Source organism: Pseudomonas vranovensis DSM 16006 (genome assembly GCF_000425805.1).
In the GTDB taxonomy this organism is placed as follows: Bacteria; Pseudomonadota; Gammaproteobacteria; order Pseudomonadales; family Pseudomonadaceae; genus Aquipseudomonas; species Aquipseudomonas vranovensis.
The window spans coordinates 1-23,051 of the sequence record NZ_AUED01000023.1 but is presented as its reverse complement, the minus strand read 5'-3'; the positions used below and the strand labels follow the sequence as shown (position 1 = coordinate 23,051).

The 23,051-nt window shown below is 61.7% G+C and carries 23 protein-coding genes and 1 rRNA gene; 9 read left to right on the top strand and 15 right to left on the bottom strand.

The window, feature by feature from the left end; translation table 11 throughout:
• Window positions 1–36: 36 nt before the first annotated feature.
• The 7 genes from H621_RS0117280 to H621_RS0117250 all read left to right on the top strand — a co-directional run bounded on the left by H621_RS0117280 (window position 37) and on the right by H621_RS0117250 (window position 7,321).
• Window positions 37–1,239: an ABC transporter substrate-binding protein gene (locus H621_RS0117280; RefSeq protein ID WP_028944607.1), complete on the top strand. Its 1,203-nt coding sequence runs from the start codon at window positions 37–39 to the stop codon at window positions 1,237–1,239.
• A 64-nt stretch (window positions 1,240–1,303) separates the two neighbouring features.
• On the top strand, window positions 1,304–2,164 hold the full coding sequence (locus H621_RS0117275) for a branched-chain amino acid ABC transporter permease (RefSeq protein WP_028944606.1): 861 nt from the start codon (window positions 1,304–1,306) through the stop codon (window positions 2,162–2,164).
• Between the two features lie 2 nt (window positions 2,165–2,166).
• Complete coding sequence (locus H621_RS0117270; RefSeq protein ID WP_028944605.1) at window positions 2,167–3,177, top strand: branched-chain amino acid ABC transporter permease; 1,011 nt, start codon at window positions 2,167–2,169, stop codon at window positions 3,175–3,177.
• A complete protein-coding gene (locus H621_RS0117265) occupies window positions 3,174–3,926 on the top strand; it encodes an ABC transporter ATP-binding protein (RefSeq protein WP_028944604.1) in 753 nt (250 codons plus the stop codon). Before H621_RS0117270 ends, H621_RS0117265 begins: the two co-directional genes overlap by 4 nt.
• Complete coding sequence (locus H621_RS0117260) at window positions 3,926–4,621, top strand: ABC transporter ATP-binding protein (protein WP_028944603.1); 696 nt, start codon at window positions 3,926–3,928, stop codon at window positions 4,619–4,621. Before H621_RS0117265 ends, H621_RS0117260 begins: the two co-directional genes overlap by 1 nt.
• Window positions 4,622–4,634: 13 nt before the next feature.
• Window positions 4,635–5,915 (top strand): Zn-dependent hydrolase, encoded by a 1,281-nt coding sequence (locus H621_RS0117255; RefSeq protein WP_028944602.1) that lies wholly within the window; start codon window positions 4,635–4,637, stop codon window positions 5,913–5,915.
• Window positions 5,912–7,321, top strand: coding sequence for an amidase (locus H621_RS0117250; protein ID WP_028944601.1), 1,410 nt, complete (start codon window positions 5,912–5,914; stop codon window positions 7,319–7,321). Before H621_RS0117255 ends, H621_RS0117250 begins: the two co-directional genes overlap by 4 nt.
• Window positions 7,322–7,421: 100 nt before the next feature.
• Here H621_RS0117250 and thiO read toward each other — a convergent pair whose 3' ends face one another.
• The 5 genes from thiO to H621_RS27185 are packed head-to-tail and all read right to left on the bottom strand — an operon-like array spanning window position 7,422 to window position 10,365.
• Window positions 7,422–8,519 carry a glycine oxidase ThiO gene (gene thiO, locus H621_RS0117245; protein WP_028944600.1) on the bottom strand — a complete coding sequence of 366 codons (1,098 nt, stop codon included), beginning with the start codon at window positions 8,517–8,519 and terminating at the stop codon, window positions 7,422–7,424.
• A 37-nt stretch (window positions 8,520–8,556) separates the two neighbouring features.
• On the bottom strand, window positions 8,557–8,961 hold the full coding sequence (locus tag H621_RS0117240) for a type IV pilin protein (RefSeq protein ID WP_028944599.1): 405 nt from the start codon (window positions 8,959–8,961) through the stop codon (window positions 8,557–8,559).
• An 11-nt stretch (window positions 8,962–8,972) separates the two neighbouring features.
• Complete coding sequence (locus H621_RS0117235) at window positions 8,973–9,482, bottom strand: hypothetical protein (protein ID WP_028944598.1); 510 nt, start codon at window positions 9,480–9,482, stop codon at window positions 8,973–8,975.
• Complete coding sequence (locus H621_RS0117230) at window positions 9,479–10,150, bottom strand: PilW family protein (protein ID WP_028944597.1); 672 nt, start codon at window positions 10,148–10,150, stop codon at window positions 9,479–9,481. Before H621_RS0117230 ends, H621_RS0117235 begins: the two co-directional genes overlap by 4 nt.
• On the bottom strand, window positions 10,147–10,365 hold the full coding sequence (locus H621_RS27185; RefSeq protein WP_051270575.1) for a type IV pilus modification PilV family protein: 219 nt from the start codon (window positions 10,363–10,365) through the stop codon (window positions 10,147–10,149). Before H621_RS27185 ends, H621_RS0117230 begins: the two co-directional genes overlap by 4 nt.
• Before the next feature lie 135 nt (window positions 10,366–10,500).
• On the opposite strand from H621_RS27185, the gene H621_RS0117220 reads away from it, so the two are divergent.
• Complete coding sequence (locus H621_RS0117220) at window positions 10,501–10,980, top strand: GspH/FimT family pseudopilin (protein WP_028944596.1); 480 nt, start codon at window positions 10,501–10,503, stop codon at window positions 10,978–10,980.
• On the opposite strand, the gene ispH is transcribed toward H621_RS0117220, so the two are convergent.
• The 6 genes from ispH to murJ all read right to left on the bottom strand — a co-directional run bounded on the left by ispH (window position 10,969) and on the right by murJ (window position 18,304).
• Window positions 10,969–11,916: a 4-hydroxy-3-methylbut-2-enyl diphosphate reductase gene (gene ispH, locus H621_RS0117215; RefSeq protein ID WP_028944595.1), complete on the bottom strand. Its 948-nt coding sequence runs from the start codon at window positions 11,914–11,916 to the stop codon at window positions 10,969–10,971. The genes H621_RS0117220 and ispH overlap by 12 nt on opposite strands.
• Window positions 11,917–11,930: 14 nt before the next feature.
• Window positions 11,931–12,368 carry an FKBP-type peptidyl-prolyl cis-trans isomerase gene (gene fkpB / locus H621_RS0117210; protein ID WP_028944594.1) on the bottom strand — a complete coding sequence of 146 codons (438 nt, stop codon included), beginning with the start codon at window positions 12,366–12,368 and terminating at the stop codon, window positions 11,931–11,933.
• Entirely contained in the window at window positions 12,361–12,876 is a 516-nt protein-coding gene (gene lspA / locus H621_RS0117205) for a signal peptidase II (RefSeq protein ID WP_028944593.1), read from the bottom strand. Before lspA ends, fkpB begins: the two co-directional genes overlap by 8 nt.
• Complete coding sequence (gene ileS, locus H621_RS0117200; protein WP_028944592.1) at window positions 12,869–15,700, bottom strand: isoleucine--tRNA ligase; 2,832 nt, start codon at window positions 15,698–15,700, stop codon at window positions 12,869–12,871. Before ileS ends, lspA begins: the two co-directional genes overlap by 8 nt.
• The gene (gene ribF, locus H621_RS0117195) at window positions 15,697–16,647 is read right to left on the bottom strand and encodes a bifunctional riboflavin kinase/FAD synthetase (RefSeq protein WP_028944591.1); all 951 of its coding nucleotides are present in this window, start codon (window positions 16,645–16,647) and stop codon (window positions 15,697–15,699) included. Before ribF ends, ileS begins: the two co-directional genes overlap by 4 nt.
• A gap of 118 nt (window positions 16,648–16,765) precedes the next feature.
• Window positions 16,766–18,304: a murein biosynthesis integral membrane protein MurJ gene (gene murJ, locus H621_RS0117190; protein ID WP_028944590.1), complete on the bottom strand. Its 1,539-nt coding sequence runs from the start codon at window positions 18,302–18,304 to the stop codon at window positions 16,766–16,768.
• A gap of 251 nt (window positions 18,305–18,555) precedes the next feature.
• Between murJ and rpsT the strand changes: the two genes are divergently transcribed.
• Window positions 18,556–18,834 (top strand): 30S ribosomal protein S20, encoded by a 279-nt coding sequence (rpsT, locus tag H621_RS0117185; RefSeq protein ID WP_028944589.1) that lies wholly within the window; start codon window positions 18,556–18,558, stop codon window positions 18,832–18,834.
• Window positions 18,835–19,030: 196 nt separating this feature from the next.
• Here the strand turns inward: rpsT and H621_RS0117180 are convergent, their stop codons facing one another.
• The 4 genes from H621_RS0117180 to rrf all read right to left on the bottom strand — a co-directional run bounded on the left by H621_RS0117180 (window position 19,031) and on the right by rrf (window position 22,859).
• Window positions 19,031–21,331, bottom strand: a complete 2,301-nt coding sequence (locus tag H621_RS0117180) for a PqiB family protein (protein ID WP_028944588.1) — start codon at window positions 21,329–21,331, stop codon at window positions 19,031–19,033.
• On the bottom strand, window positions 21,324–21,947 hold the full coding sequence (locus H621_RS0117175; RefSeq protein ID WP_028944587.1) for a paraquat-inducible protein A: 624 nt from the start codon (window positions 21,945–21,947) through the stop codon (window positions 21,324–21,326). Before H621_RS0117175 ends, H621_RS0117180 begins: the two co-directional genes overlap by 8 nt.
• Entirely contained in the window at window positions 21,934–22,593 is a 660-nt protein-coding gene (locus tag H621_RS0117170; RefSeq protein ID WP_028944586.1) for a paraquat-inducible protein A, read from the bottom strand. Before H621_RS0117170 ends, H621_RS0117175 begins: the two co-directional genes overlap by 14 nt.
• A gap of 150 nt (window positions 22,594–22,743) precedes the next feature.
• Window positions 22,744–22,859: ribosomal RNA gene (rrf, locus tag H621_RS0117165) — 5S ribosomal RNA — on the bottom strand.
• Window positions 22,860–23,051 lie beyond the last annotated feature (192 nt).

Sequence of the window (23,051 nt, the reverse complement as noted above, 5' to 3'; positions counted from 1 at the left end):
CACTCCTGCCTAATAACCAGAACCAAGGAGTTACCCATGCAAAGACGTACCCTGCTCAAGGCAGGCCTTGCCCTTGGTGGCCTGGGTTGTATCCCTGCCGGGATGCGCCTGGCCTGCGCTGAGGAACCGATCACCTTCTACGGCTTGAAGTCGATGTCCGGGGCCTTTGCCAGTTATGGCAAGTACGCCGACATGGGCTCGCGCCTGGCCATCGCCGAGCACCCGCAACTGCTCGGGCGCCCGCTCAAGTACAAGGTGATCGACACGGAAGGCAACGCCGGCAAGGCGGTGCGCAAGGTACAGGAAGCCATCGGTCAGGACGCGGCCAGGTTCTTTCAGGGCTGCACCCTCTCCTCTTCGGCACTGGCGGTGTCCAAGGAAATCCACAAGGCCGGCGGCGTGTTCATGACCCCGGTCGGCGCCGACGAGATCACCGGCAAGGACTGCAACTCGGCAACCTTCCGCTGGTCGGTCCCCACCTACGGCGCCATCCGCGAGACCCTGGTGCCGATGATCCGCCAACTGCCTGCCGCCAAGCGCTGGTACACCATCACCCCGCAATACGTGTTCGGCGATGCGCTGCTGGACAACGCCCGCAAGGTGTTCAAGGAGTTCGGTGTCGAGCACATCGGCAACAGCTACCACTCGCTGCAGGAGCAGGAGTTCTCCGGTTACCTGACCAACGCCATCGCCGCCAAGCCCGACGTGCTGGTGCTGCTCAACTTCGGCAGCCAGTCCTCCAACGCCTTGCGCCAGGCCGTGAATTTCGGCATCAAGGAGCGCATGAAGGTGCTGCTGGTGTGGTCAGCAGGCCTGGATCAGTTCCAGGAACTGGGCAGCGACGTGCTCGAAGGAGTTTACCTTGGCGCCCAGTACTGGCACCAGGTCGATACGCCGCTGAACCAGGCATTGGTCAAGGCTACCCAGGCCGCCTACGGCATCAACCCCAACTACCCCTTGGCCGCCGACTACATCGGCACCCGGGTGATGCTTGAAGCCATCATCAAGACCGGCAGCTTCGATGGCCCGGCCATCGCCCGCACCCTGCAGGGCATGTCGTATCAGGGGCCGACCGGGGACGAGCTGATCCGCGCAGCGGATCATCAGGTAATGAAGGACTACTACCTGCTGCGTGGCAAACCCCAGGCGCAGATGCGTGACGAGGACGACCTGGCCGAAGTGATCAGCGCCGGCCGCTCCTTTATCGACGTCGCCAATACCGGTTGCGCCCTGGCCTGACGCCCGGCGCTCGCTATCACACTACTGCAATGCAGCCGTCACGCGTGCTGCAGAGGGTTCGTGCATGCTCAGTCTTTACTTGTTCCAGCTGCTCAACGGCCTTGGCCTGGGGATGATCTACTTTTTGATCGCCGTGGGCCTGACCATCATTTTCGGTCTGCTCAACTTCGTGAACTTCGCCCACGGGGCGTTTTTCCTGCTGGGTGCCTACCTGTGCTATACGGTCGTGGCCCTGACCGGCAATTTCTGGATGGCCCTGTTGTTGGCACCGCTTGCAGTCGCGGCGCTGGCCTGGATGGTCGAGCGTTTATTGATCAAACGCATCTACCACCTGCCCCATACCTTCCAGATCCTGGTGACCCTGGGCATCGCCTTGATCATTCAGGAAGCCTCGGTACTGATCTGGGGCCCGGTGGGCAAGAACATTGCCGTGCCCCATGAGCTGCGCGGCGTGCTGATCATCGGTGACTTCATCTACCCCTACTACCGCCTGTTCCTGATCGGCTTCTCGGCCCTGATCGGCCTGGGCCTGTGGCTGCTGCTGGAACGCACGCGCTTCGGCGCCCTGGTACGGGCCGGCAGCGAGAGTACTGAAACCGTCTCACTGCTGGGCACCAATATCTTCCGCCTGTTTTCCCTGACCTTCGCCCTGGGCGTGGGCCTGGCCGGTGTCGCCGGGGTGCTGTTCGCGCCGTTGCGGGGGGCCCAGCCCTTTGTCGGCCCGGAGATCCTCGGTATCGCCTTTGTCGTCGTGGTGATCGGCGGTATGGGCTCGTTTGGTGGAGCGCTGGTCGGTGGTCTGTTGGTCGGCGTGGTGCAAAGCATGATGACCAGCCTCTGGCCGCAAGGGGCCAGCTTGATGATCTACGGGGCCATGGCCGCGGTGATCCTGGTGCGTCCTTACGGTCTGTTCGGGAGAGCATGAATATGAGTGAAAAGAACCCGTTGCCCCTTGCCAAGGGCCGTTCGCCCGCCCTGCTGTTGCTGGTGGTCGCCACCCTGATCGGTTTGCCGTTACTGCTGCCATCGACCACCCTGGCCACCGAAATCCTGATCTTCGCCCTCGCGGCGCTGGCCTGTAACCTGCTGCTGGGCTTTACCGGGCTGCTGTCGTTCGGTCAGGGTATTTTCTTCGGCGTGGGCGCGTACGGCGCGGCGCTGCTGATGATCCATCTGCACTGGGGCATGTTCCCGGCGCTGCTGGGCGCTGCCGTATTCGGCGCCTTGCTGGCGTTGCTGGTGGGTGCATTGGCGATTCGCCGTACTGGTATCTACTTCGTGATGCTGACCCTGGCCTTCAGCCAGATGGCCTACTTTCTGGCCTATACCCTGAGCGACTGGACCGGCGGCGACAACGGCCTGCTCGATGTACCGCGCCCCGACCTGGCGATTGCCGGCCATGTGCTGGTGGACCTGGGCGACCCGCGGCACTTCTATGCCTTTGTCGCGGTGCTGTTCCTGCTGATTTTCATCGGCGCCCAGCGGGTGATCCGCTCCCCCTTCGGCAGCACCCTGTTGGCCATTCGCGAGAACGAAACCCGCGCCGCGGCCATCGGCTATGACACCCGCCACTTCAAGATCCTGGTGTTCATGTTGTCCGGCGCCGTCACCGGTATCGCCGGGGCGTTGTACGCCATGCTGCTGCACTTTGCCCCGCTGTCGAACATCGACCTGGTGATGTCCGAAAACATTCTGATCATGACCATCGTCGGCGGTACCGGCTCGCTGTTCGGCTCGCTGCTGGGCGCAGGCTCCATCGTGCTGCTCGGCGATGTGCTGTCGGAACTGTGGCCGCGCTGGCTGATGCTGCTGGGGATCATTCTGATTCTGGTGGTGGTGTTCATGCGCGGTGGCCTGTGGGGCGGCCTGGCGGACCTCGGCAAGCGCCTGGGTGCGCTGCGCACTGCTGCAAGCAAGACCAAGGAGAACCTGCAATGAGCGATTACCTCCTGGAAACCCGCGACCTGCAGCTGGCCTACGGCCCGTTCCATGCCGTGGACGGCGTTGACCTGAAAGTACGCGCCGGCACCATCCATACCGTGATCGGCCCCAACGGCGCCGGCAAGACCAGCCTGTTCCACTGCCTCACCGGCGAGCGTCCGGCTACCGCTGGGCAGATTCTGTTCGGCGGCCAGGACATCATCCGCAAGCCGTCCCATGGCCGTGTGGCGCTGGGCATGGCCCGCTCGTTCCAGCTCACCAGCCTGTTCCAGAACCTCAGTGTGCGGGAAAACCTGCGCCTGGCCGCCCAGGGCCGAGATGGCCTGGCAGCGCTGAACTTCTGGCGCAGCGTGGAACACAAGCGCAGCCATTGGGACATGGCCGACCAGGTGCTGGAACGCCTCAAGCTCGGTGGTCGGGCCGACACCCTGGCCGGTGAACTGTCCCATGGTCAGCAGCGGGTGCTGGAAGTCGGCATGTCGATCTGCGCCCGCCCCAAGCTGCTGATGCTCGATGAGCCTACCTCGGGCATGGGCATCGATGACATTCCCTTGATGACCGAACTGATCAGCGACCTGGGCCAAGATCACACCGTGCTGTTGATCGAGCACAACATGAGCATCGTCATGTCGATCAGCCAGCGCATCACAGTGATGAGCCATGGCCGGATCCTGGTCGAGGGCACCCCGGAATTCGTCCGCAACGATGAACGTGTGCGCACCGCCTACCTTGGAGAAGCCGCCTGATGCTCAACGTCGATTCGATTCACTCCTACTACGACAAGAGCCATGTGCTCGAAGGGGTTTCGCTGAAAGTCGAAACCGGAGAGTTGGTCACGCTGCTGGGCCGCAACGGTGCCGGCAAGACCACCACGCTGCGCAGCATCCTGGGCATCGTCCGTCCGCGCCAGGGGCAGATCCACTTCAACGGCAAACCGCTGGTGGGCCGGGAGATCTTCGAGATTGCCCGCCAGGGCATTGCCCTGGTGCCGGAACACCGCGGTATTTTTCGCCTGCTCAGCGTCGAGGAAAACCTCAAGATCGCCGCCCGCAAGGACAGCCGCTGGCAGTTGGCGGATGTCTACGCGATGTTTCCGCGCCTCAAGGAGCGGCGCAACAACAACGGCTTCGCCCTTTCCGGTGGCGAGCAGCAGATGCTGGCCATTGCCCGTGCCCTGCTCAACGACCCCAAGCTGCTGATTCTCGATGAGCCCACCGAAGGCCTGGCACCCGTGATTGTCGACGAGCTGGTGAAGATTCTGCGGCGCATCAAGGACGAGGGGCTGTCGGTGCTGCTGGTAGAGCAGAACCTGATGGTGTGCGACGCCCTCGCCGACCGCCATTACGTGCTCGAACAAGGCCGTGTGGCCTACCAGGGCACCGCCGCCCAATTTCGCGCCGACCCAAGCATCAAGAACCGCTTCCTGGCCCTGAGCGCCTGAAAGGAGACTGACCATGAATACCTCCACCGATCCGTCCCGGTATCTGCTCGGCAATGCGCTGCTAGTCAACCGCGACCGCCTCTGGCAATCGCTGATGGACCTGGCGCAGCTGGGCGCTACGGCCAAGGGCGGGGTGTGCCGCCTGGCCCTGACCGACCTTGACCGCCAGGCCCGCGACCTGTTCGTGCAATGGTGCGAAGCGGCGGGCTGCATCGTCAGTGTCGATGCCATCGGCAATATTTTCGCCCGCCGCGCCGGGCGCAATCCTGCGTTGGCACCGGTGATGACCGGCAGCCATATCGACACCCAGCCCACCGGTGGCAAGTTCGACGGCTGCTACGGGGTGATGGCCGGCCTTGAAGTGATCCGCACCCTCAATGACCTGGGCATCGAGACCGAGGCGCCGCTGGAAGTGGTGGTGTGGACCAACGAGGAAGGCTCGCGCTTCCCGCCGTGCATGATGGGCTCGGGGGTGTTCGCCGGTAAGTTCGACCTGCAGCAGACCCTGGACAAGGTCGACGACCAGGGCCTGTCGGTAGGCGCCGAGTTACAGCGCATCGGCTATGCCGGCACGCGAACGCCGGTCGGTCATGCGGTGGGCGCCTATTTTGAAGCGCACATCGAACAAGGGCCGGTACTCGAAGACCGTCAGACCACCATTGGTGTGGTGCAGGGCTGCCTGGGGCAGAAGTGGTTCGACCTGGTGCTGACCGGTGTCGAAGCCCACGCCGGACCGACCCCCATGCACCTGCGCAAGGATGCCCTGGTGGGCGCAGCTGAAGTGATCAGCGCTGTCAACCGCATCGCCCATGCCCACCAACCCCATGCCTGCGGCACGGTCGGTTGCCTGAACCTGCATCCAGGATCGCGCAACGTGATCCCGGGCCAGGTTCATATGACCATCGACCTGCGCCACCTTGATCCACAACATTTGCAGGCCATGGTCGAGGAAGTCGCGCAGGTCATCGAACGCAGCTGCACCACCCACGGCCTGCACTTCGAGCTGACGCCCACAGCAGACTTCCCGCCCCTGTACTTCGCCGCCGAATGCGTCGAGGCCGTGCGCCAGGGCGCAACCGAGCTGGGCCTGAGTCATATGGACATTGTCAGTGGTGCCGGCCACGACGCGATCTTCCTCGCCGAACTGGGCCCTGCCGGGATGATCTTCGTGCCGTGCGAGGGCGGTATCAGCCACAACGAAATCGAAAACGCCGCGCCCCAGGACTTGGCCGATGGTTGTGCCGTGCTACTGCGGGCCATGCTCAACGCTGCCCAGGGAGGCCAATGCAAATGACCGATAAAACTACCCTCGGCGAGCTGACCGCCGTTGAACTGCTGGCGCTGTATCAGCGCAAGGCACTGTCACCTGTGGAAGTGACCGAGGATGTCTTGACGCGCATCGCTCTGCATAACCCGGCGGTGAATGCCTACTGCCACGTGGATGAAGACGGCGCCCGCGCCGCCGCCCGCGCCAGCGAAAAGCGCTGGCAGCAAGGTAATCCGTGTGGGCGCCTGGACGGGGTGCCCAGTTCGATCAAGGACCTGACCCTGACCCGCGGCATGCCAACGCGCAAAGGCTCGCGCACCACCAGCAGCAAAAGCCCATGGGACACCGATGCTCCGTTCAGCGCCTTTATGCGCGCTGCCGGCGCGGTGCTGGTCGGTAAAACCACCACGCCGGAATTTGGCTGGAAAGGCGTGACCGACAACCCGCTCTATGGCATCACCCGCAACCCCTGGAACACGCGCCTGACAGCTGGCGGATCGTCCGGTGGCGCCGCTGCTGCCGCAGCCTTGAACCTTGGCGTGCTGCACCAGGGCAGTGATGCCGGCGGCTCGATTCGGATTCCTTGTGCGTTTACCGGCACGTTCGGCATCAAGCCTACCTTCGGCTACGTGCCGCAGTGGCCGGCTAGCGCCATGACTATCCTCTCGCACCTGGGGCCGATGACTCGCACCGTGGAAGACTCGGTGTTGATGCTCGATTGCGTGGCCCGTCCCGATGCCCGCGACGGCCTGGCCGGCGCTGCGCGGCAGGCACCGTGGTTATCCCTAGGTGACGACCTCAAGGGCATGCGTGTCGCCTACAGTGCCGATTTCGGTTATGTGGACGTCGATCCGCAGATCCAGGCGCTAGTCGGTCAAGCGGTTGAGCGCCTTGTGCAACTGGGAGCACAGGTCGAGGCCGTCGATCCCGGCTTCGACGACCCTGTGGATATCTTCAATACACTGTGGTTCGCCGGTGCCGCACGCTTGCTCGGGCAACTGACTGCCGAACAGCGTGGCCTGGTTGACCCGGGCCTGCGGGAGATTGCCGAATGCGGTGCGGCGATCAGCTTGAGCGAATACACCCTGGCACTGGAAGCGCGGGCGGCGTTGGTGGCGCGGATGAACGCCTTCCATGAACGTTACGATGTGCTGGTAACACCGACGCTGCCGCTGGTGGCGTTCGAGGCCGGGCACAATGTTCCGCCAGGCTCGGGTCTCAAACAGTGGATGGAGTGGACGCCATTCAGCTACCCCTTCAACCTGACCCAGCAACCGGCGGCCTCGGTGCCCTGCGGCTTTACCGATGCCGGCTTGCCGGTTGGCCTGCACGTTGTGGCGGGGCGATTTGCCGATGAGCAGGTGCTGAAAGTGTGCCGCTTGTATGAGCGACATTTCCCGAGCCGACATCTGCAGGTGCCGATTATCGGGTGATCACTCTTGCATCGGCTTTATGTGAGGCAAGGTGCGCTGGCCTCATCGCAGGCAAGCCCCACAGGTTCTGTGACACCTTCGGGGCTTGCCTGCGATGCTTCTAGATCAAACGACCCGCCGGTGCATAAGGCTGTGGATCGATAATCGGTTCGCGCCCCAACAACAGGTCGGCGAACAGTTGGCAGGAGGCCGGCGCCAGCACCAGGCCATTACGGTAATGCCCGCAGTTCAGCCAAAGCCCTTCGACGCCCGGCACTTCGCCAATGTAGGGAATGCCCTCGGGCGATCCCGGACGCAAGCCTGCCCAATGACCAACCACCTCGGCCCCGGCCAATGCTGGCAGCAGCTCGATGGCTGAAGCCTTGAGGCTTCCCAGCGCTTCGTCGGTCGGCGTCTTGTCGTAGCCGGCATGTTCCAGGGTGCTGCCGATCAGGATGTGCCCATCACGACGCGGGATGGCATAGCGCCCCTTGGCCAGCACCATGCTCGGCAGGAAATCGTCGGCGCACTTGAAGAGAATCATCTGGCCCTTTACAGGTTCCACCGGCAATTCCAGGCCCAACGGGCGCAGCAGGTCTCCGCTCCAGGCGCCCGCCGTCAGCACCACGCGGTCGCCCGCAATGGCACCATCAGCAGTCTCGACACCGGTGATCCGTCCGCCCTCGCGGCTGAACCCGGTGATTTCACAGTGCTCGCGAATGCTCACGTTGGGCAGGCGCTGCAACGCCGCCTTGAGCGATTTGACCAAGCGGGGATTACGCACGTTGGCAACACCGGCCATATAGACAGCCCGCTGAAAACCCGCACCCAGCACCGGTACGGCGTCGTAGGCGGCAGAGATATCCACAGCGCTCAGCGGTCGCCCTTCTCGCACAGCCCACGCCAGGGCTTCAGCTTCGTCGTCGAGGTCGAGCCAATACAGGCCGGTGGTGTGGACTTGCGGGTCGATTCCGGTATTGGCGAACAGGCGTTCGCCCAGCTGTGGATAAAAGTCCTGCGACCAGTGCGCCAGCGCCGTCACTGCCTGGCTGTAGCGCCAGGGATAAAGGGGCGAAACAATGCCGCCGCCAGCCCAGGACGACTCCCGGCCCAGCGCCCCACGGTCACACAGGATTACCTGCCCCACCTCGGCTGCGAGGTTGAACGCAGTCAGCAGGCCGATTACCCCGCCGCCGACAATCACTACTTGCTTGGTCATCTATCGATCCAATTTCTGAAGTAAACCGCGAAAACCTTCAGCCACCCCAGCACCCATCACCGCTTGCAGCGCCCGCAGGGTTGCTGCGCACACCCGCCTGGTCGAGCTGATAATCACCACAGGGGTCGGCCACCATCAGGCTGCCGGGATTGCGACGGGCCAGGAGGATGAACGACTCGCTGTCGCGCACCGCATGCAAACTGTAGTGGGCTGTGCCGCTGGCCAGTGGCGTTGTCACGGTGTCGGTGTCGCTGTATTGCCCGGCGCGCGAAAAGTGGCGTTCCAGGTGTTGGGCGCTCTCGAACAGCAGGCCGACAATCTCGGTACGGGCAGATTTTTTGATCTGGTCGCTGTAGCTGGGGTAGGCAATGCTCGCCAGAATGCCGACCACGGCGATGACAATCAACAGTTCGATCAGGCTCACGCCCTTCTGAGGGTTCATTCTGTTACTCCCTAGTAGACCTGACGCCAGAGGATTCGACGCCCTTGCGTGTGCCCTGCGTCGACCGGCTGCGCGATTACACTTTCCAGCACACTACGGGCTGGGCCGCTGCGATACACCGCGGTGACGCGATAAAGGTTTACCGGCAGCCCGGGAGGCATGAACCTGGCCTGGGTGCTTTGCCCCAGGGACTGAACCAGATAGAACCCGCCACCGGCAGCCTGCCATGCCAGGCCGGAACTGGCGCCCGCACCGCTGTAGACACCCGCTGCGCTGACCTGGCCGGCTTCTGGAGGCGGCAGGCAGAAGCTGCACGGGGGCCTGTACGCAGGTGCCGTGGCTTCGCCCATTTGCAGCACCTGCTGCGCCTGCTCGAAGGTCTGTATCAGCGCCTCGAGGTTGCGTGCCATGCGTTCCTGCTGGAGGGCACTGGCCATCACCGAGACGCCCAGCATTCCCAGTAACAGCATCAATACCAGGCTGAGCAGCAGCACCAGACCACGCTGGCCGGATATGCTCACGACCCGACCACCGGGTTACCCAGGGCGATACTCGTCTGGTAGGTCTGGGGCCTGACGCGGTGTTGCGGATCAACCAGCGTAAGGCTTAGCCGTACACCGGACACGCTCAGGTCAGCGCTTCTCAACAGCTCGACACGCATGTCCCCTACCCCGTCCAGCAACACGGCGGTCATGGCCCCGCTGGTGAGCTGCAACTGATCGCCTGCCAGCCGATAGACCTGACGACGAATGCCCAAGGCGAACTGGCCGACGCCAGGGGCTCCAATACCGGCCTGCACGCTGGCCACCGTGCGGCAGTCGGTGAGCAAGGTCCAGTTGGGGCGACCGCTGGCATACAGCCCTTCGGCACGGATCAAGCCCAGCTGTTGCAGGCGACCCTCGGCGCCCTGGGTCAACACCAGCGGCCGGGCAAACTCAGCCGCCGCTCCGGAATCGAAAAAATCGATCTCATCATGACGCAGGCAACCGAATACACCGGTCATGCGAAGATCCCGGGCCAGATGCTGCAGCGCCTGGCGGGCATCTTCCTGCATCCGCGCCGCCACTGCCTGTGCCTGCCAGGACTGGCTCGCAGCCAGGAACAGTCGACTGCCACCCAGAAGCATCACCAGCCCCAGGCTCAAGGCCAGCAGTAGCTCCAGCACACTGAATCCGGTTTGCCGGCTCATGGGCCAACCAGCCCTTCGCCTGTCTCTCCCTTGGCACGCGCCTGCTCCAGCACACCCTGCGCCCTGTAGGTTTCCTGCGTGCTGCGCAGGGCGCTTTCGGTAGCCTGCAACCCTTGCACTTGCATACCCGCGACGGCGAACAGGCCCAAGCCCAGGACCGTCATCGCCACCAGCACTTCAATCAGCGTCATACCTTGTTGTTGCTCGCCGTCCATGGCCTACCCCCGACTTTTCCACAGCACATTGCCAATGTGGCCGACTCGACATCGGCCACTTGGGTCTGGAATCTATAGCGAAGCACTTCCAGGGAAGGATGCACGGTGAAGCAACAAGGGGTAACACTGATACAAATGTTGTTTGTGCTGGTGCTGTTGGGGATGCTGTCCCGGTTGGGGATACCCGCCTACAGCGACATGAGCACAGGGCTACAACGGCAAGCGGCTGCAACTGACCTTGCCCGCACGTTGCGCACGGCCCGCAGCGAAGCCCTGCTGAGAAACAGCACGGTGCGAGTGCAGGCAATGGACGGAAACTGGAGCAATGGCTGGCGAATGCTCGTGGAACAAGACAGCCAGCTGCTGCATGAATGGCGCCGCGATGGGCGAGCAACCATTGTGGGGAATCAGCCGGTCATGCGCCAGGTGAGCTTCAATGGGCTGGGGTTGCCCCAGCAGCAAGGCGGTGGCTTTCAGGCCGGGACGCTGCATGTTTGCCAGCGCCCCGAAGCCATCAGCCACTACCAGGTCGTGCTCTCACCCAGTGGCCGGGTGAGCGTGCGCGAGGAACGGATCGAACACACGCTGTGTGCGGGGGCCGGGTCAGATCAGTGAACGTACGCGCAGTTCTTTAGGCATCGAGAAGGTGATGTTCTCTTCGCGGCCGTCCAGCTCTTCGGCACCGGTAGCGCCCCATTCGCGAAGTTGCTCGATCACGCCACGCACCAGTACTTCAGGCGCCGAGGCACCCGCGGTGATGCCGATTCGCTCGACGCCATCGAACCAGCTCTTGTCCAGGTCTTCGGCGCCGTCGATGAGGTAGGCCGGGGTCGACATGCGCTCGGCCAATTCACGCAAGCGGTTGGAGTTGGAGCTGTTGGGGCTGCCCACGACCAGGACCACATCACACTCGTTGGCCAGTTGCTTGACTGCGTCCTGGCGGTTCTGGGTGGCGTAGCAGATGTCATCCTTGCGCGGCCCGCCGATGTTGGGAAAGCGCGCACGCAGGGCGTCGATCACTCGGCTGGTGTCGTCCATCGACAAGGTGGTCTGGGTCACGAATGCGAGTTTGTCGGGGTCGTTGACCTGCAGTCTGGCTACGTCTTCCTCGTCTTCGACCAGGTAGATGGCGCCGCCGTTGCTGGCGTCGTACTGCCCCATGGTGCCTTCGACTTCCGGGTGGCCTTCATGGCCGATCAGGATGCACTCACGGCCATCGCGGCTGTAGCGCGCCACCTCGATATGCACCTTGGTGACCAACGGGCAGGTAGCATCGAAGACCTTCAGGCCGCGCCCGGCTGCTTCCTGGCGTACGGCCTGGGAAACACCGTGGGCGCTGAAGATGACGATAACGTCATCCGGCACCTGGTCCAGCTCTTCGACAAAGATCGCGCCACGGGCACGCAGGTCTTCGACCACGAATTTGTTGTGCACCACTTCGTGACGCACATAGATCGGTGGGCCGAAGACTTCCAGCGCGCGGTTGACGATCTCGATCGCCCGGTCCACGCCTGCGCAAAATCCGCGGGGGTTGGCGAGTTTGATTTGCATGGTCGGCTCCTGGCTCAAAGCGCCTTCACTTCGAGGATTTCCACCTCGAAGCTCAGGGTCTTGCCAGCCAGTGGATGGTTGAAGTCGATGGTCACCTGGGCATCATCGAAAGCCTTGACCACACCCGGCAGCTCGGCGTTGGCGGCGTCGTTGAAGATCACCAGCAGGCCTTCGGACAATTCCATGTCGTTGAACTGTGACCGTGGGATGATCTGCACGTTCTGTGGGTTGGGCTGGCCGAAGGCGTTTTCCGGCTGGACGGTGACGGTGCGCTTGTCACCAGCCTTGAAGCCGAACAGTGCCGCTTCGAAACCCGGCAGCAGGTTGCCGTCGCCGACCTTGAACACTGCAGGCGCCTTGTCGAAGGTGCTATCTACGGTGTCGCCGTTTTCCAGGTGCAGCGCGAAGTGCAGTTTGACTTCGGTGTTCTGGCCAATACGGGTCTCAGTCATGGGCGGGCTCTCCGGACTTCTTGCTCTTGAACATATCCAGCGCCAGCATCACTGCACCTACGGTAATGGCACTGTCGGCCAGGTTGAAGGCCGGGAAATGGTGGCGGTTCTGCCAGTGCACCAGGATGAAGTCGACCACATGGCCGAGCACGATACGGTCGTACAGGTTGCCCAGTGCGCCGCCCAGTACCAGGGCCAGGGCTACCGCCAGCCAGGTTTCGTCACGGCCCAGACGCTTGAGCCACACCACCAGCACACCACTGACCACCACGGCGATCAGGGCGAACAGCCAGCGCTGCCAGCCGGAGCTGTCGGCCAGGAAGCTGAAGGCAGCGCCGGTGTTGTAGGCCAGGGTCCAGCTGAAGTAGTCGGGGATGACCACGATCTGTTGGTACAGGCTCAGCGCGCCCTCGAAGTAGAACTTGCTGGCCTGGTCGAGGACCAGGACCAGCAGGCTCAGCCAGAGCCAGCCAAGGCGCCCGAAGCGCCCTGCAGCGGGGTTAGGCATAGTGACGCACCTCACCGTTTCCGCTGATGTTGTCGGCGCAACGGGCGCAGATTTCCGGATGCTCCGGGTTTGCACCGACGTCGGCGCGGAAGTGCCAGCAACGGCCGCACTTGGTGTGCCCGGACTTGACCACTTTGAGCTTCAGGCCTGGAACTTCGGTCTCGACTGCATCGGCCGGGGCTTGAACGAACGGAGCCACGGTAGCCGCCGAGGTGATCAGCACGAAGCGCAATTCGTCACCCAGCTTGTTCAGGTCGGCGCTCAGGGAGTCGTCGGCGAACAGGGTCACTTCGGCTTGCAGGTTGCCACCGATGGCCTTGGCCGAACGCTGGTTCTCCAGTTCTTTGTTGACCGCCGTCTTGGCCGCCATGACGCGGTCCCAGTAGGCACGTCCCAGCTCGAAGCCTTCCGGCAGCTCGGTCAGGCCCTGGTACCAGGTGTTGAGCATGACCGACTCGTTGCGCTCGCCTGGCAGGTACTGCCACAGCTCGTCGGCGGTGAAGGCCAGGATCGGCGCGATCCAGCGCACCAGCGCCTCGCTGATGTGGTACAGCGCGGTCTGGCAGGAACGACGGGCAACACTGTTGGCGCCAGTGGTGTACTGACGGTCCTTGATGATGTCCAGGTAGAAACCACCGAGCTCCTGCACGCAGAAGTTGTGGATCTTGGAGTAGACGTTCCAGAAGCGGTACTCGCCGTAGTGCTCTTCGAGCTCGCGCTGCAGCAGCAGGGTACGGTCGACAGCCCAGCGGTCCAGCGCCAGCATGTCTTCTGCCGGCAGCAGGTCACGGGCCGGATCGAAGCCGGACAGGTTGGAAAGCAGGAAGCGTGCAGTGTTGCGGATCCGGCGGTAGGCGTCGGCGCTGCGCTGCAGGATCTGCTCGGAAACCGCCATTTCGCCGGAGTAGTCGGTGGCCGAGACCCACAGGCGCAGGATGTCGGCCCCCAGGGTGTCGTTGACCTTCTGCGGCTCGATGGTGTTGCCCAGCGACTTGGACATCTTGCGGCCGTTCTCATCGACGGTGAAGCCGTGAGTCAGCAGTTCGCGGTACGGCGCGTGGTTGTCGATGGCGCAACCGGTCAGCAGCGAGGAGTGGAACCAGCCGCGGTGCTGGTCGGAACCTTCCAGGTAGAGGTCGGCACGCGGACCGGTCTCGTGACCGATGCTGTGCGAGCCGCGCAGCACGTGCCAGTGAGTGGTACCGGAGTCGAACCAGACGTCGAGCGTGTCGGCGATCTTGTCGTACTGGTCGGTTTCAGCACCGAGCAGTTCGGCAGCATCCATCTTGAACCAGGCTTCGATACCTTCTTTCTCGACGCGCTTGGCCACTTCTTCCATCAGCTCGACGGTGCGCGGGTGCAGCTCGCCGGTTTGCTTGTCGAGGAAGAACGGGATCGGTACACCCCAGTTGCGTTGACGCGAAATGCACCAGTCCGGGCGGTTGGCGATCATCGAGTGCAGGCGCGCCTGGCCCCAGGCCGGAACGAACTTGGTCTCTTCGATGGCCTTGACCGCGCGATTGCGCAGGGTGTCGCCGTTGTCTGGCTGCTTGTCCATGCCAACGAACCACTGCGCGGTGGCGCGGTAGATCAGCGGGGTCTTGTGGCGCCAGCAATGCATGTAGCTGTGGCTGATGGTTTCGGAGTGCATCAGCGCGTCGACTTCCGACAGCTTGTCGACGATCGCAGGGTTGGCCTTCCAGATGAACTGGCCGCCGAAGAACTCCAGCGACTGCACATACACGCCGTTGCTCTGTACCGGCGTGAGGATGTCGTCGTTGACCATGCCGTAGCGCTTGCAGGTAACGAAGTCGTCTTCGCCGTAGGCAGGTGCCGAGTGAACAACGCCGGTACCAGCGCCCAGCTCGACGTAGTCGGCCAGGTAAACCGGCGACAGGCGATCGTAGAACGGGTGACGGAAATTGATCAGTTCCAAGGCCGAGCCGGGTGCGGTAGCGATGACCGAACCTTCCAGCGAGTAACGCTGCAGGCACGACTCGACCAGCTCTTCAGCCAGTACCAGCAGTTTTTCGCCGGTATCGACCAGGGCGTACTTGAATTCCGGGTGAACGTTCAGTGCCTGGTTGGCTGGGATGGTCCACGGGGTGGTGGTCCAGATCACGATCGACGCCGGCTTGGCCAGCGACGCCAGGCCGAAGGCGGCTGCCAGCTTGACTTCGTCGACAACCGGGAACGCCACGTCGATGGTCTGCGACTTCTTGTCGGCGTATTCGACCTCGGCTTCAGCCAGCGCCGAACCGCAATCGAAGCACCAGTTCACGGGCTTGAGGCCCTTGAACACGAAGCCGTGCTTGACCATTTCGGCCAGGGCGCGGATTTCACCGGCCTCGTTGGCAAAGTTCATGGTCTTGTAGGGGTTGTCCCAGTCACCCAGTACACCCAGGCGGATGAACTCGGTCTTCTGCCCTTCGATCTGCTCGGCGGCATAGGCGCGGCACAGTTCGCGGGTCTGGTCGGCGCTCAGGTGCTTGCCGTGGGTCACTTCGACCTTGTGCTCGATCGGCAGGCCGTGGCAATCCCAGCCCGGCACGTACGGGGCATCGAAGCCCGACAGGGTCTTGGAACGGACAATCATGTCCTTGAGGATCTTGTTCAGCGCATGACCGATGTGAATCTTGCCGTTGGCGTAGGGCGGGCCGTCGTGCAATACGAACTTCGGACGATCCTTGCCAATTTCGCGCAGCTTCTGGTACAGGCCAATGCTGTCCCAGCGCTGCAGGATCTGCGGTTCGCGCTGTGGCAGGCCGGCCTTCATCGGGAAGGCGGTGTCCGGAAGGTTTAGCGTGGCTTTATAGTCGGTCATTTCAGGCTCTTCGTTAGCGGTTGAGCGTGCCAATGGGCACGTGCGGCGGCGATATCCGCATCGATCGCCGACTTCAGCGCCTCCAGGGAGGCGAAACGCTGCTCGTCGCGCAGCTTGTGGTGGAATTCCACCGTCAGGCGCCGGCCATAGAGATCGCCGGCAAAATCCAGGAGGTGCACTTCCAGGTGGGCACGGCCATCACCTGAAACAGTTGGTCGCACGCCAATGTTGGCGACGCCCGGCCAAGCCTTGCCATCGAGTTCGACACTGACCAGGTAAACACCGGTCAGCGGGACGCGATGACGCTTGAGTTGTATGTTGGCTGTCGGCGTACCGAGTTGGCGCGCCAGCTTTTGCCCGTGCAACACCCGGCCGCTGATACGGAACGGACGCCCAAGCAGGCGCTCTGCCAGCACGAAGTCGGCCTTGGCCAGGGCCTCGCGCACTTGCGTGCTGCTGACCCGCAAGCCATCGAGTTCGACGGTTTGCGCCGCTTCGACGGTAAAGCCCTGGGTGAGGCCGGCTTGCTGGAGAAACTCGAAGTCGCCGATACGATCGCAACCGAAACGGAAGTCGTCGCCGACCTCCAGGTGCTGCACACCCAGGCCGTCGACCAGAATGGTGTCGACGAACTCGGCGGCACTGAGTTTGCTCAAGCGTTGATTGAACGCCAGGCACAATACTCGGTCTACCCCTTCGCCAGCCAGCAGGGCGACCTTGTCGCGCAGGCGGGCCAAGCGGGCCGGAGCGGTATCGGGGGCGAAGTATTCGCGCGGCTGTGGCTCGAAAATCACCACGCAGCTGGGCACGCCCAGCGCTACCGCACGCTCACGCAGGCGCGCCAGGATTGCCTGGTGGCCACGGTGAACACCGTCGAAGTTGCCAATAGTGGCGACACAGCCCCGGTGCTGGGGGCGCAGGTTGTGAAGGCCTCGAACCAGCTGCATAACGCGCTTCTTGCTCATAAAGTGGTCGATTATAACCACACCCGGGCGCTGACGACAGGCAGCAGCGTCACCCCGTGGTGCGGAACAGATAAAACCGACGTCTGGCCATGTCTACGACTCAATGCAGCGCCTTGCGTGCAAAGTCGCGCGGGCGGAACCCGAACACGAACAGACTGCCGAAATACGTCACTACACCCGCCAGAATCAAAACGCCCAGACGCAGGAAACGCTCAAGCATCTGTCCTTCTGCCCAGGCTGGCATGTAGTGCATTCCCGCCAACAGCACCGCCGACATCAACAGCACCGCCAGCACCAGCTTGGCGAGAAACTTGCCCCAGCCCGGTTGCGGCTGGAACAACTGCTGCTGACGCAGCTTCCAATACAGCAAGCCGGCATTCAGGCAGGCACCCAGGCTGATGGCCAGGGCCAGGCCCGCGTGCTGAAGGTGGGTGATGAACAGCAGGTTGAACACCTGGGTGCAGACCAGGGTGAATACCGCGATCTTAACCGGAGTACGAATGTTCTGCTGGGCATAGAAGCCCGGTGCCAGCACCTTGACCAGAATGATTGCCAGCAGTCCTACCGAATAAGCGACCAATGCACGCTGCGTCATGGCTGCGTCGAATGCGCTGAACTTGCCGTACTGGAACAGCGCCACGGTCAGTGGCTCGGCAAGAATGGCCATGGCCAAGGTGCATGGCAGCACCAGCAGGAAGCACAGGCGCAGCCCCCAGTCGAGGATGCGCGAGTACTCGTGACGGTCCCGGTTGGCGTAGGTCTTGGCAAGGGTTGGCAGCAGGATGGTGCCCAGGGCCACACCCAGGACACCGGATGGCAGCTCCATCAGGCGGTCGGCGTAATACATCCACGACACCGAGCCGGCCACCAGGAACGAGGCAAAGATGGTGTTGATGATCAGCGAGATCTGGCTGACCGATACCCCGAGAATCGCCGGCAGCATTTGTTTGAGCACACGCCATACGCCGCTGTCGCGCAGGTTCAGGCGTGGCAGCACGAGCATGCCGATCTTTTTCAGGTGCGGTAGCTGATACAACAGTTGCGCCAGGCCACCTGCCAGTACGCCCCAGGCCAACGCCATGATCGGCGGATCGAAATACGGTGTCAGGAACACCGTAAAGCCAATCATCGCCACGTTGAGCAAGGTCGGTACGAAGGCCGGGACCGCAAAGCGGTTCCAGGTGTTGAGAATGGCGCCGGCCAGCGATGACAGCGAGATCAGCAATATATAAGGAAAAGTGACTCGCAGCAGGTCGGTGGTCAGTTGGTATTTTTCGGTGCTGTCGACAAAACCCGGAGCGGTGACCCAAACCACCCAGGGCGCGGCCAGTATCCCGATAGCCGTGACCACGGCCAGGACCAGTGTCAGCAGACCACTCACATAGGCAATGAAGGTTCGGGTGGCCTCTTCACCTTGCTGGGTCTTGTATTCAGCCAGGATCGGCACGAACGCCTGGGAAAACGCCCCTTCGGCAAAGATTCGGCGCAGCAGGTTGGGCAGTTTGAAGGCAATGAAAAAGGCGTCGGTGGCAACGCCTGCACCAAATACCCGTGCAAGGATTGTGTCGCGTACAAAGCCCAACACCCGTGAAATCATGGTGATGGAACTGACAGCCGCCAGGGATTTCAGAAGATTCATCGAAAGTTTTTCACGTCTTGGGATAAAGGGCTGTGCCGGAACGTGCCCAGTTGTGCGATACTCCGCGCCGCAACGCAAGCAGAGCAAAAGCTCCCGAGTTTACAGGTCGTGCTGCAGAAGGGAATCACTCCCTTGTTCAGAACGACCACTCAGCGGAACCGAGCAAGTGCCCTTGACAACCGATCAACTCATCGGCATGATTCGCGGCCTATTTTGTTTGCTATTTACCAAGTCTTTCGAGGAGCTCGACGGTGGCCAACTCACCTTCCGCCAAAAAACGTGCAAAACAGGCTGAGAAGCGTCGCAGCCACAACGCCAGCCTGCGTTCCATGGTTCGTACCTACATCAAGAATGTAGTTAAAGCCATCGACGCAAAAGACGCCGAAAAAGCGCAAGCTGCTTACATCCTGGCTGTGCCAGTTATCGACCGTATGGCCGATAAAGGCATCATCCACAAGAACAAGGCTGCTCGCCATAAAGGCCGTCTGAATGGCCACATCAAGGCGCTGAAGACTGCTGCAGCTGCCTAAGCGACACGCTTGTTAAAAAACCGACCCTAGGGTCGGTTTTTTATTGCCTGCAATAATCCCTGCCGAAGTACCAGACCGTGATCGGCTGCAACGCAGTCGTCTCACTCTGTGGCTTGAATACGGCCGCTACGCGCCCGATCACAGCCTTGCAGCAGCGGCTACAGCGGGCCTCCTGTGAAGGGAGGCCCGCTGACCATCACTTACCGATCTGAATCTTCGGCGCCCATTGCAGCCAGTCTTCCTCGGCCTTGTCGAACAGGGCAAAGGTCTGCTGCGGTCGCGCCGGGTTACCCATCTTCTCGCCATCTGGCGTCGCGAAGGCAATGCCACCCTCGATCAGGGTCTCCAGCGATTCGGTACGCACCGTCGCCCCCTTGAACAAACCCCAGTCGAAGCCAAACCCGCTGCTGTTCCAGAACCGGCTACCACCGCGCACCAGCGCAGCGTAACGTGGTTCGATCAGGATATGGATCAGCACACGGTCCGCGGTTTGACCCAGCTCGAAGCCCGTTACCTTGCCCACCGGAATCTCGCGATAGGTCACCGGCACGCCCGCCTTGATCGAACCCCTTCTCGGCGCACTGAGCACCAGCGCCAGGCCGGCTTCACGCTCGGAAAAATCCGGCGCCTGGGGCAAAGCATTGAAGGTGCGCTGTGGCCCCAGATTCTTCACTGCCGGCTGAACCTCCAGGTATTGCCCCGTCACCAGGGTTTCCAGGTTAGCCGTCTTGACGATGCCAAGAGCCGGCTTCACGACCCAGAACTGCGTACCTTCCCGGGCAATACGATCGGGCACTTCGGTGATCCGCGCCTTGAGCAGCACAGCCTGCAAGTCCTGGGTGAGGTCAACCTGTTCGACTACACCTACATCCAGGCCCTTGAAGCGAACGGCTGTACCTACCTTGAGGCCATCGGCTCGCTCGACACGGATAGTGACCGTGGTCCCACTGCGATTGGCCGCCTCCTGGTTCTCGTGCAGGCGGAAGCTCGGAATCCGGCGCTTGAGCGGCACATTCGGCGTCGGCGTGTCGAAGGCGATGCCTCCGGCCATCAGGCTCTGCAACGACTCGCTCTTGATCTGGATACCGGACAATCCACCCGTGAGGGTGATGCCGCTGGCATTCCAGAATCGCGTCGAGCCGTTGACCAGGCTGGCGTACTCCTGCTCGATATGTACACCGATCAGCAGGCGCTTGCTCTTCTTGGAGAACTGATAGCTCTGAACGGTACCCACCTTGACCTGACGGTAAAGAATCGGACTGCCGACTTCCAACGACCCCAGGTTGTCACCGAACAGCACCAGGTGCAGCCCCGGCGCCTTGAGGTCCAATGGCGGCGCCTTGGGGCGCGCCTCGAACTCGCGCTTGGGCGAGGCGCCCTTGTCGCCGGGGCGGATAGCGATGTAGTTACCCTTGACCAGCGCTTCCAGCCCGGTGATCCCGGCCAGCGAGATGGATGGCTTGACCACCCAGAACTGCGTGCCATCGACCAGGTAGTCTTCAGCCAGGGGGTCGAGCGTCAACTCGGCCATGGCGCTGGACAGATCCGCATCGACCTTCAGGGTTTTCAGCGACCCCACCTGAATGCCTTTGTACATGACAGGGGTGCGCCCAGCCTGGAGGCCTTCGAAGTCACCCAACTTGACCTTGATACGAATACCCGCCTGAGCAGCATCGAAATCTTCGTACAGACGGAAAGGTAGATTCGGGTCGGTTGGCGGGCTGTCTTTGCGGTGCTCAGGCGTGGCGAATGCGATCCCCCCGGCTACGATGCTGGACAACGACTCACTGCGCACCTTCACCCCGGACAGATTGGCATCGATGCTGATGCCGCTGGCGTTCCAGAATCGCGTGTGCTTGCGCACCAGGCTGGTGTAGGCCGGCTCGATGAACACTTTGACCTCAACCGTCGCCTGATCTTCTGCCAGGCGATAGCTTTTCACCCGGCCCACCTGGATCTGCTTGTAGAACACCGGGCTGTCGCGGTTGAGCGAGCCAAGGCGGTCGGCCTTGAGCGTCAGGTGCAGGCCAGGCTCGCTGTCAGACAATGGCGGCGCCACATCCAGTGCCTTGAAGCGCCTGGTAGGTTCCCCCTCCCCCGGGCTCACGGCAATGTAGTTGCCCGAAACCAGGGTCTCAAGCCCGGTAATACCGGCCAGGCTGACACTCGGCTTGACCAGCCAGAATCGCGTACCGGAGTTCAGGTGCGATTCGGCAGCCTGGTTCATTTCGATGGTCGCGATCACGCCGGTATTGCTGCCCTCGTCATCAAGCACCAGCTCTTTGACCTTACCAACCGACATGCCCTTGAACACTACTTCGGTCTTGTTGGCGACAATACCTTCGCCACTTTCAAAGCGAACCTGGATATTGATTCCCGACTCGCGGTACGCCTGCCAGCCAAGCCAGCCGCCTATGACCAGGGCGATCAGAGGCAATATCCATATAGCCGACCAGTTCGAAGCTGGGCGGGTTTTAGCCGTAGGCAAATCACTCATGGTCGTCATCCGACTCCGTGTTATCCCAAATCAGTCGGGGATCGAAAGTTACTGCAGCGAGCATCGTCAAAATCACCACACTGGCGAAGGCGACGGCACCCAGATTGGCTTCGACACTGGCGATCCTGCCGAAATTCACCACGGCCACCAGAATGGCAATGACGAATATGTCGAGCATCGACCAGCGTCCAATAAACTCGATAAAGCGGTACATCAGGATCCGCTGCCGAGCGGAGAGGGGTTGATGACGCTGTACCGAATAAAGCAGCAAGGCGATCCCCACCAGTTTGAAGGTGGGCACCAGGATGCTGGCGATGAACACCACCGCAGCGATCGGCCACATGCCGAGTTTCATCAGGGTGATGACGCCCGACATGATGGTGTCTGGGCTACCCTGCCCCAGGGCACTGACCGTCATGATCGGCAGCACGTTGGCGGGGACATACAGAATTGCCGAGGTAAGCAGCAATGCCCAGGTTCTTACCAGGCTATTGGGCCGCCGCGCATGCACGATAGCCCCACATCGGCTGCAGGTTTGTGAAGCACACTCCGGCTCCTGGCGATTCAGCTCATGGCATTCGCCACAAATCAGAATCCCGGCATCAATCGCACGCATGCAAGTCTTCCCCCGATAAAGCACTCCAGATCTGGTGGGGTGACATCACCACCTCCAGCCACACCTGCACCAACAACAAACTGATAAAGCAGGCCAACCCCAGTCCCAGGCTGAGCTCCGCCAGGTCGACCAATTTGACCATTGCGACCAGCACGCCCATGAAATACACCTCAAGCATGCCCCAGTCGCGCAGGTGGTGATAAATCCGGTACAGCAGCAAGCCATAACTGCGTCCGATGTTCAGCCGAATGCTCAACAGCACCGCCAACTGACACAACAGCTTGAGGAGCGGGATGGCCATGCTGCAAAGAAACACAACCACCGCCACACCTTTCATACCGGTGTTATAGAGCCCTACGACGCCGCTCCAGACGGTATCGTCAGAGGTTTGGCCCAAGAGGTGGAGCTGCATGATGGGAAGAAAGTTTGCAGGGACGTAGAGAAGCAGCGCAGCAAGCACCAGCGCCAGGCTGCGCTGGACCACATTGTGGCGGTGCGCGTAGAGCTCATACCCGCAGCGTGGGCAGTGCGCTTTTTCGTCCAGCTTGAGGATAGGTTTGCGCATCAACAGATCGCATTCGTGACACGCTACCAGTTGATCCAGAGGCAGGTCTGCAAGCTGTTTAGAATCGACAGGTTCAGTCATAGTGAACTTCTGGGTTTACTTAAGGGCGGTATTCTAACCTGTGTAGGAGCGCGCTCGCCGCGCGATCTGGTCCCGAAGTGTTTGGATTGTACCGGGCCGGAAAAGACAAAACCCCTACCTGCATGTGCAGATAGGGGTTTCGGAATTTAATCTTGACGATGACCTACTCTCACATGGGGAAACCCCACACTACCATCGGCGATGCATCGTTTCACTGCTGAGTTCGGGATGGGATCAGGTGGTTCCAATGCTCTATGGTCGTCAAGAAATTCTGTGTACCGGACCGTCTTTCGACACTCCAGCAAATCGGGTATGTGATGATTGTGAGCTGCAAACTTTCGGTTCGTTTCGTCTTCACAACACCGCAATCTGGTCATTCGACGCAAATTGCTTGGGTGTTATATGGTCAAGCCTCACGGGCAATTAGTATTGGTTAGCTCAACGCCTCACAGCGCTTA

Excerpts from the sequence above, each read along its gene's own strand:
- H621_RS0117280 (WP_028944607.1), top strand. The coding sequence starts at position 37 with ATGCAAAGACGTACCCTGCTCAAGGCAGGCCTTGCCCTTGGTGGCCTG.
- H621_RS0117275 (WP_028944606.1), top strand. The coding sequence starts at position 1,304 with ATGCTCAGTCTTTACTTGTTCCAGCTGCTCAACGGCCTTGGCCTGGGG.
- H621_RS0117270 (WP_028944605.1), top strand. The coding sequence starts at position 2,167 with ATGAGTGAAAAGAACCCGTTGCCCCTTGCCAAGGGCCGTTCGCCCGCC.
- H621_RS0117265 (WP_028944604.1), top strand. The coding sequence starts at position 3,174 with ATGAGCGATTACCTCCTGGAAACCCGCGACCTGCAGCTGGCCTACGGC.
- H621_RS0117260 (WP_028944603.1), top strand. The coding sequence starts at position 3,926 with ATGCTCAACGTCGATTCGATTCACTCCTACTACGACAAGAGCCATGTG.
- H621_RS0117255 (WP_028944602.1), top strand. The coding sequence starts at position 4,635 with ATGAATACCTCCACCGATCCGTCCCGGTATCTGCTCGGCAATGCGCTG.
- H621_RS0117250 (WP_028944601.1), top strand. The coding sequence starts at position 5,912 with ATGACCGATAAAACTACCCTCGGCGAGCTGACCGCCGTTGAACTGCTG.
- thiO (WP_028944600.1), bottom strand. The coding sequence starts at position 8,519 with ATGACCAAGCAAGTAGTGATTGTCGGCGGCGGGGTAATCGGCCTGCTG.
- H621_RS0117240 (WP_028944599.1), bottom strand. The coding sequence starts at position 8,961 with ATGAACCCTCAGAAGGGCGTGAGCCTGATCGAACTGTTGATTGTCATC.
- H621_RS0117230 (WP_028944597.1), bottom strand. The coding sequence starts at position 10,150 with ATGAGCCGGCAAACCGGATTCAGTGTGCTGGAGCTACTGCTGGCCTTG.
- H621_RS27185 (WP_051270575.1), bottom strand. The coding sequence starts at position 10,365 with ATGGACGGCGAGCAACAACAAGGTATGACGCTGATTGAAGTGCTGGTG.
- H621_RS0117220 (WP_028944596.1), top strand. The coding sequence starts at position 10,501 with ATGTTGTTTGTGCTGGTGCTGTTGGGGATGCTGTCCCGGTTGGGGATA.
- ispH (WP_028944595.1), bottom strand. The coding sequence starts at position 11,916 with ATGCAAATCAAACTCGCCAACCCCCGCGGATTTTGCGCAGGCGTGGAC.
- fkpB (WP_028944594.1), bottom strand. The coding sequence starts at position 12,368 with ATGACTGAGACCCGTATTGGCCAGAACACCGAAGTCAAACTGCACTTC.
- lspA (WP_028944593.1), bottom strand. The coding sequence starts at position 12,876 with ATGCCTAACCCCGCTGCAGGGCGCTTCGGGCGCCTTGGCTGGCTCTGG.
- ileS (WP_028944592.1), bottom strand. The coding sequence starts at position 15,700 with ATGACCGACTATAAAGCCACGCTAAACCTTCCGGACACCGCCTTCCCG.
- ribF (WP_028944591.1), bottom strand. The coding sequence starts at position 16,647 with ATGCAGCTGGTTCGAGGCCTTCACAACCTGCGCCCCCAGCACCGGGGC.
- murJ (WP_028944590.1), bottom strand. The coding sequence starts at position 18,304 with ATGAATCTTCTGAAATCCCTGGCGGCTGTCAGTTCCATCACCATGATT.
- H621_RS0117180 (WP_028944588.1), bottom strand. The coding sequence starts at position 21,331 with ATGAGTGATTTGCCTACGGCTAAAACCCGCCCAGCTTCGAACTGGTCG.
- H621_RS0117175 (WP_028944587.1), bottom strand. The coding sequence starts at position 21,947 with ATGCGTGCGATTGATGCCGGGATTCTGATTTGTGGCGAATGCCATGAG.
- H621_RS0117170 (WP_028944586.1), bottom strand. The coding sequence starts at position 22,593 with ATGACTGAACCTGTCGATTCTAAACAGCTTGCAGACCTGCCTCTGGAT.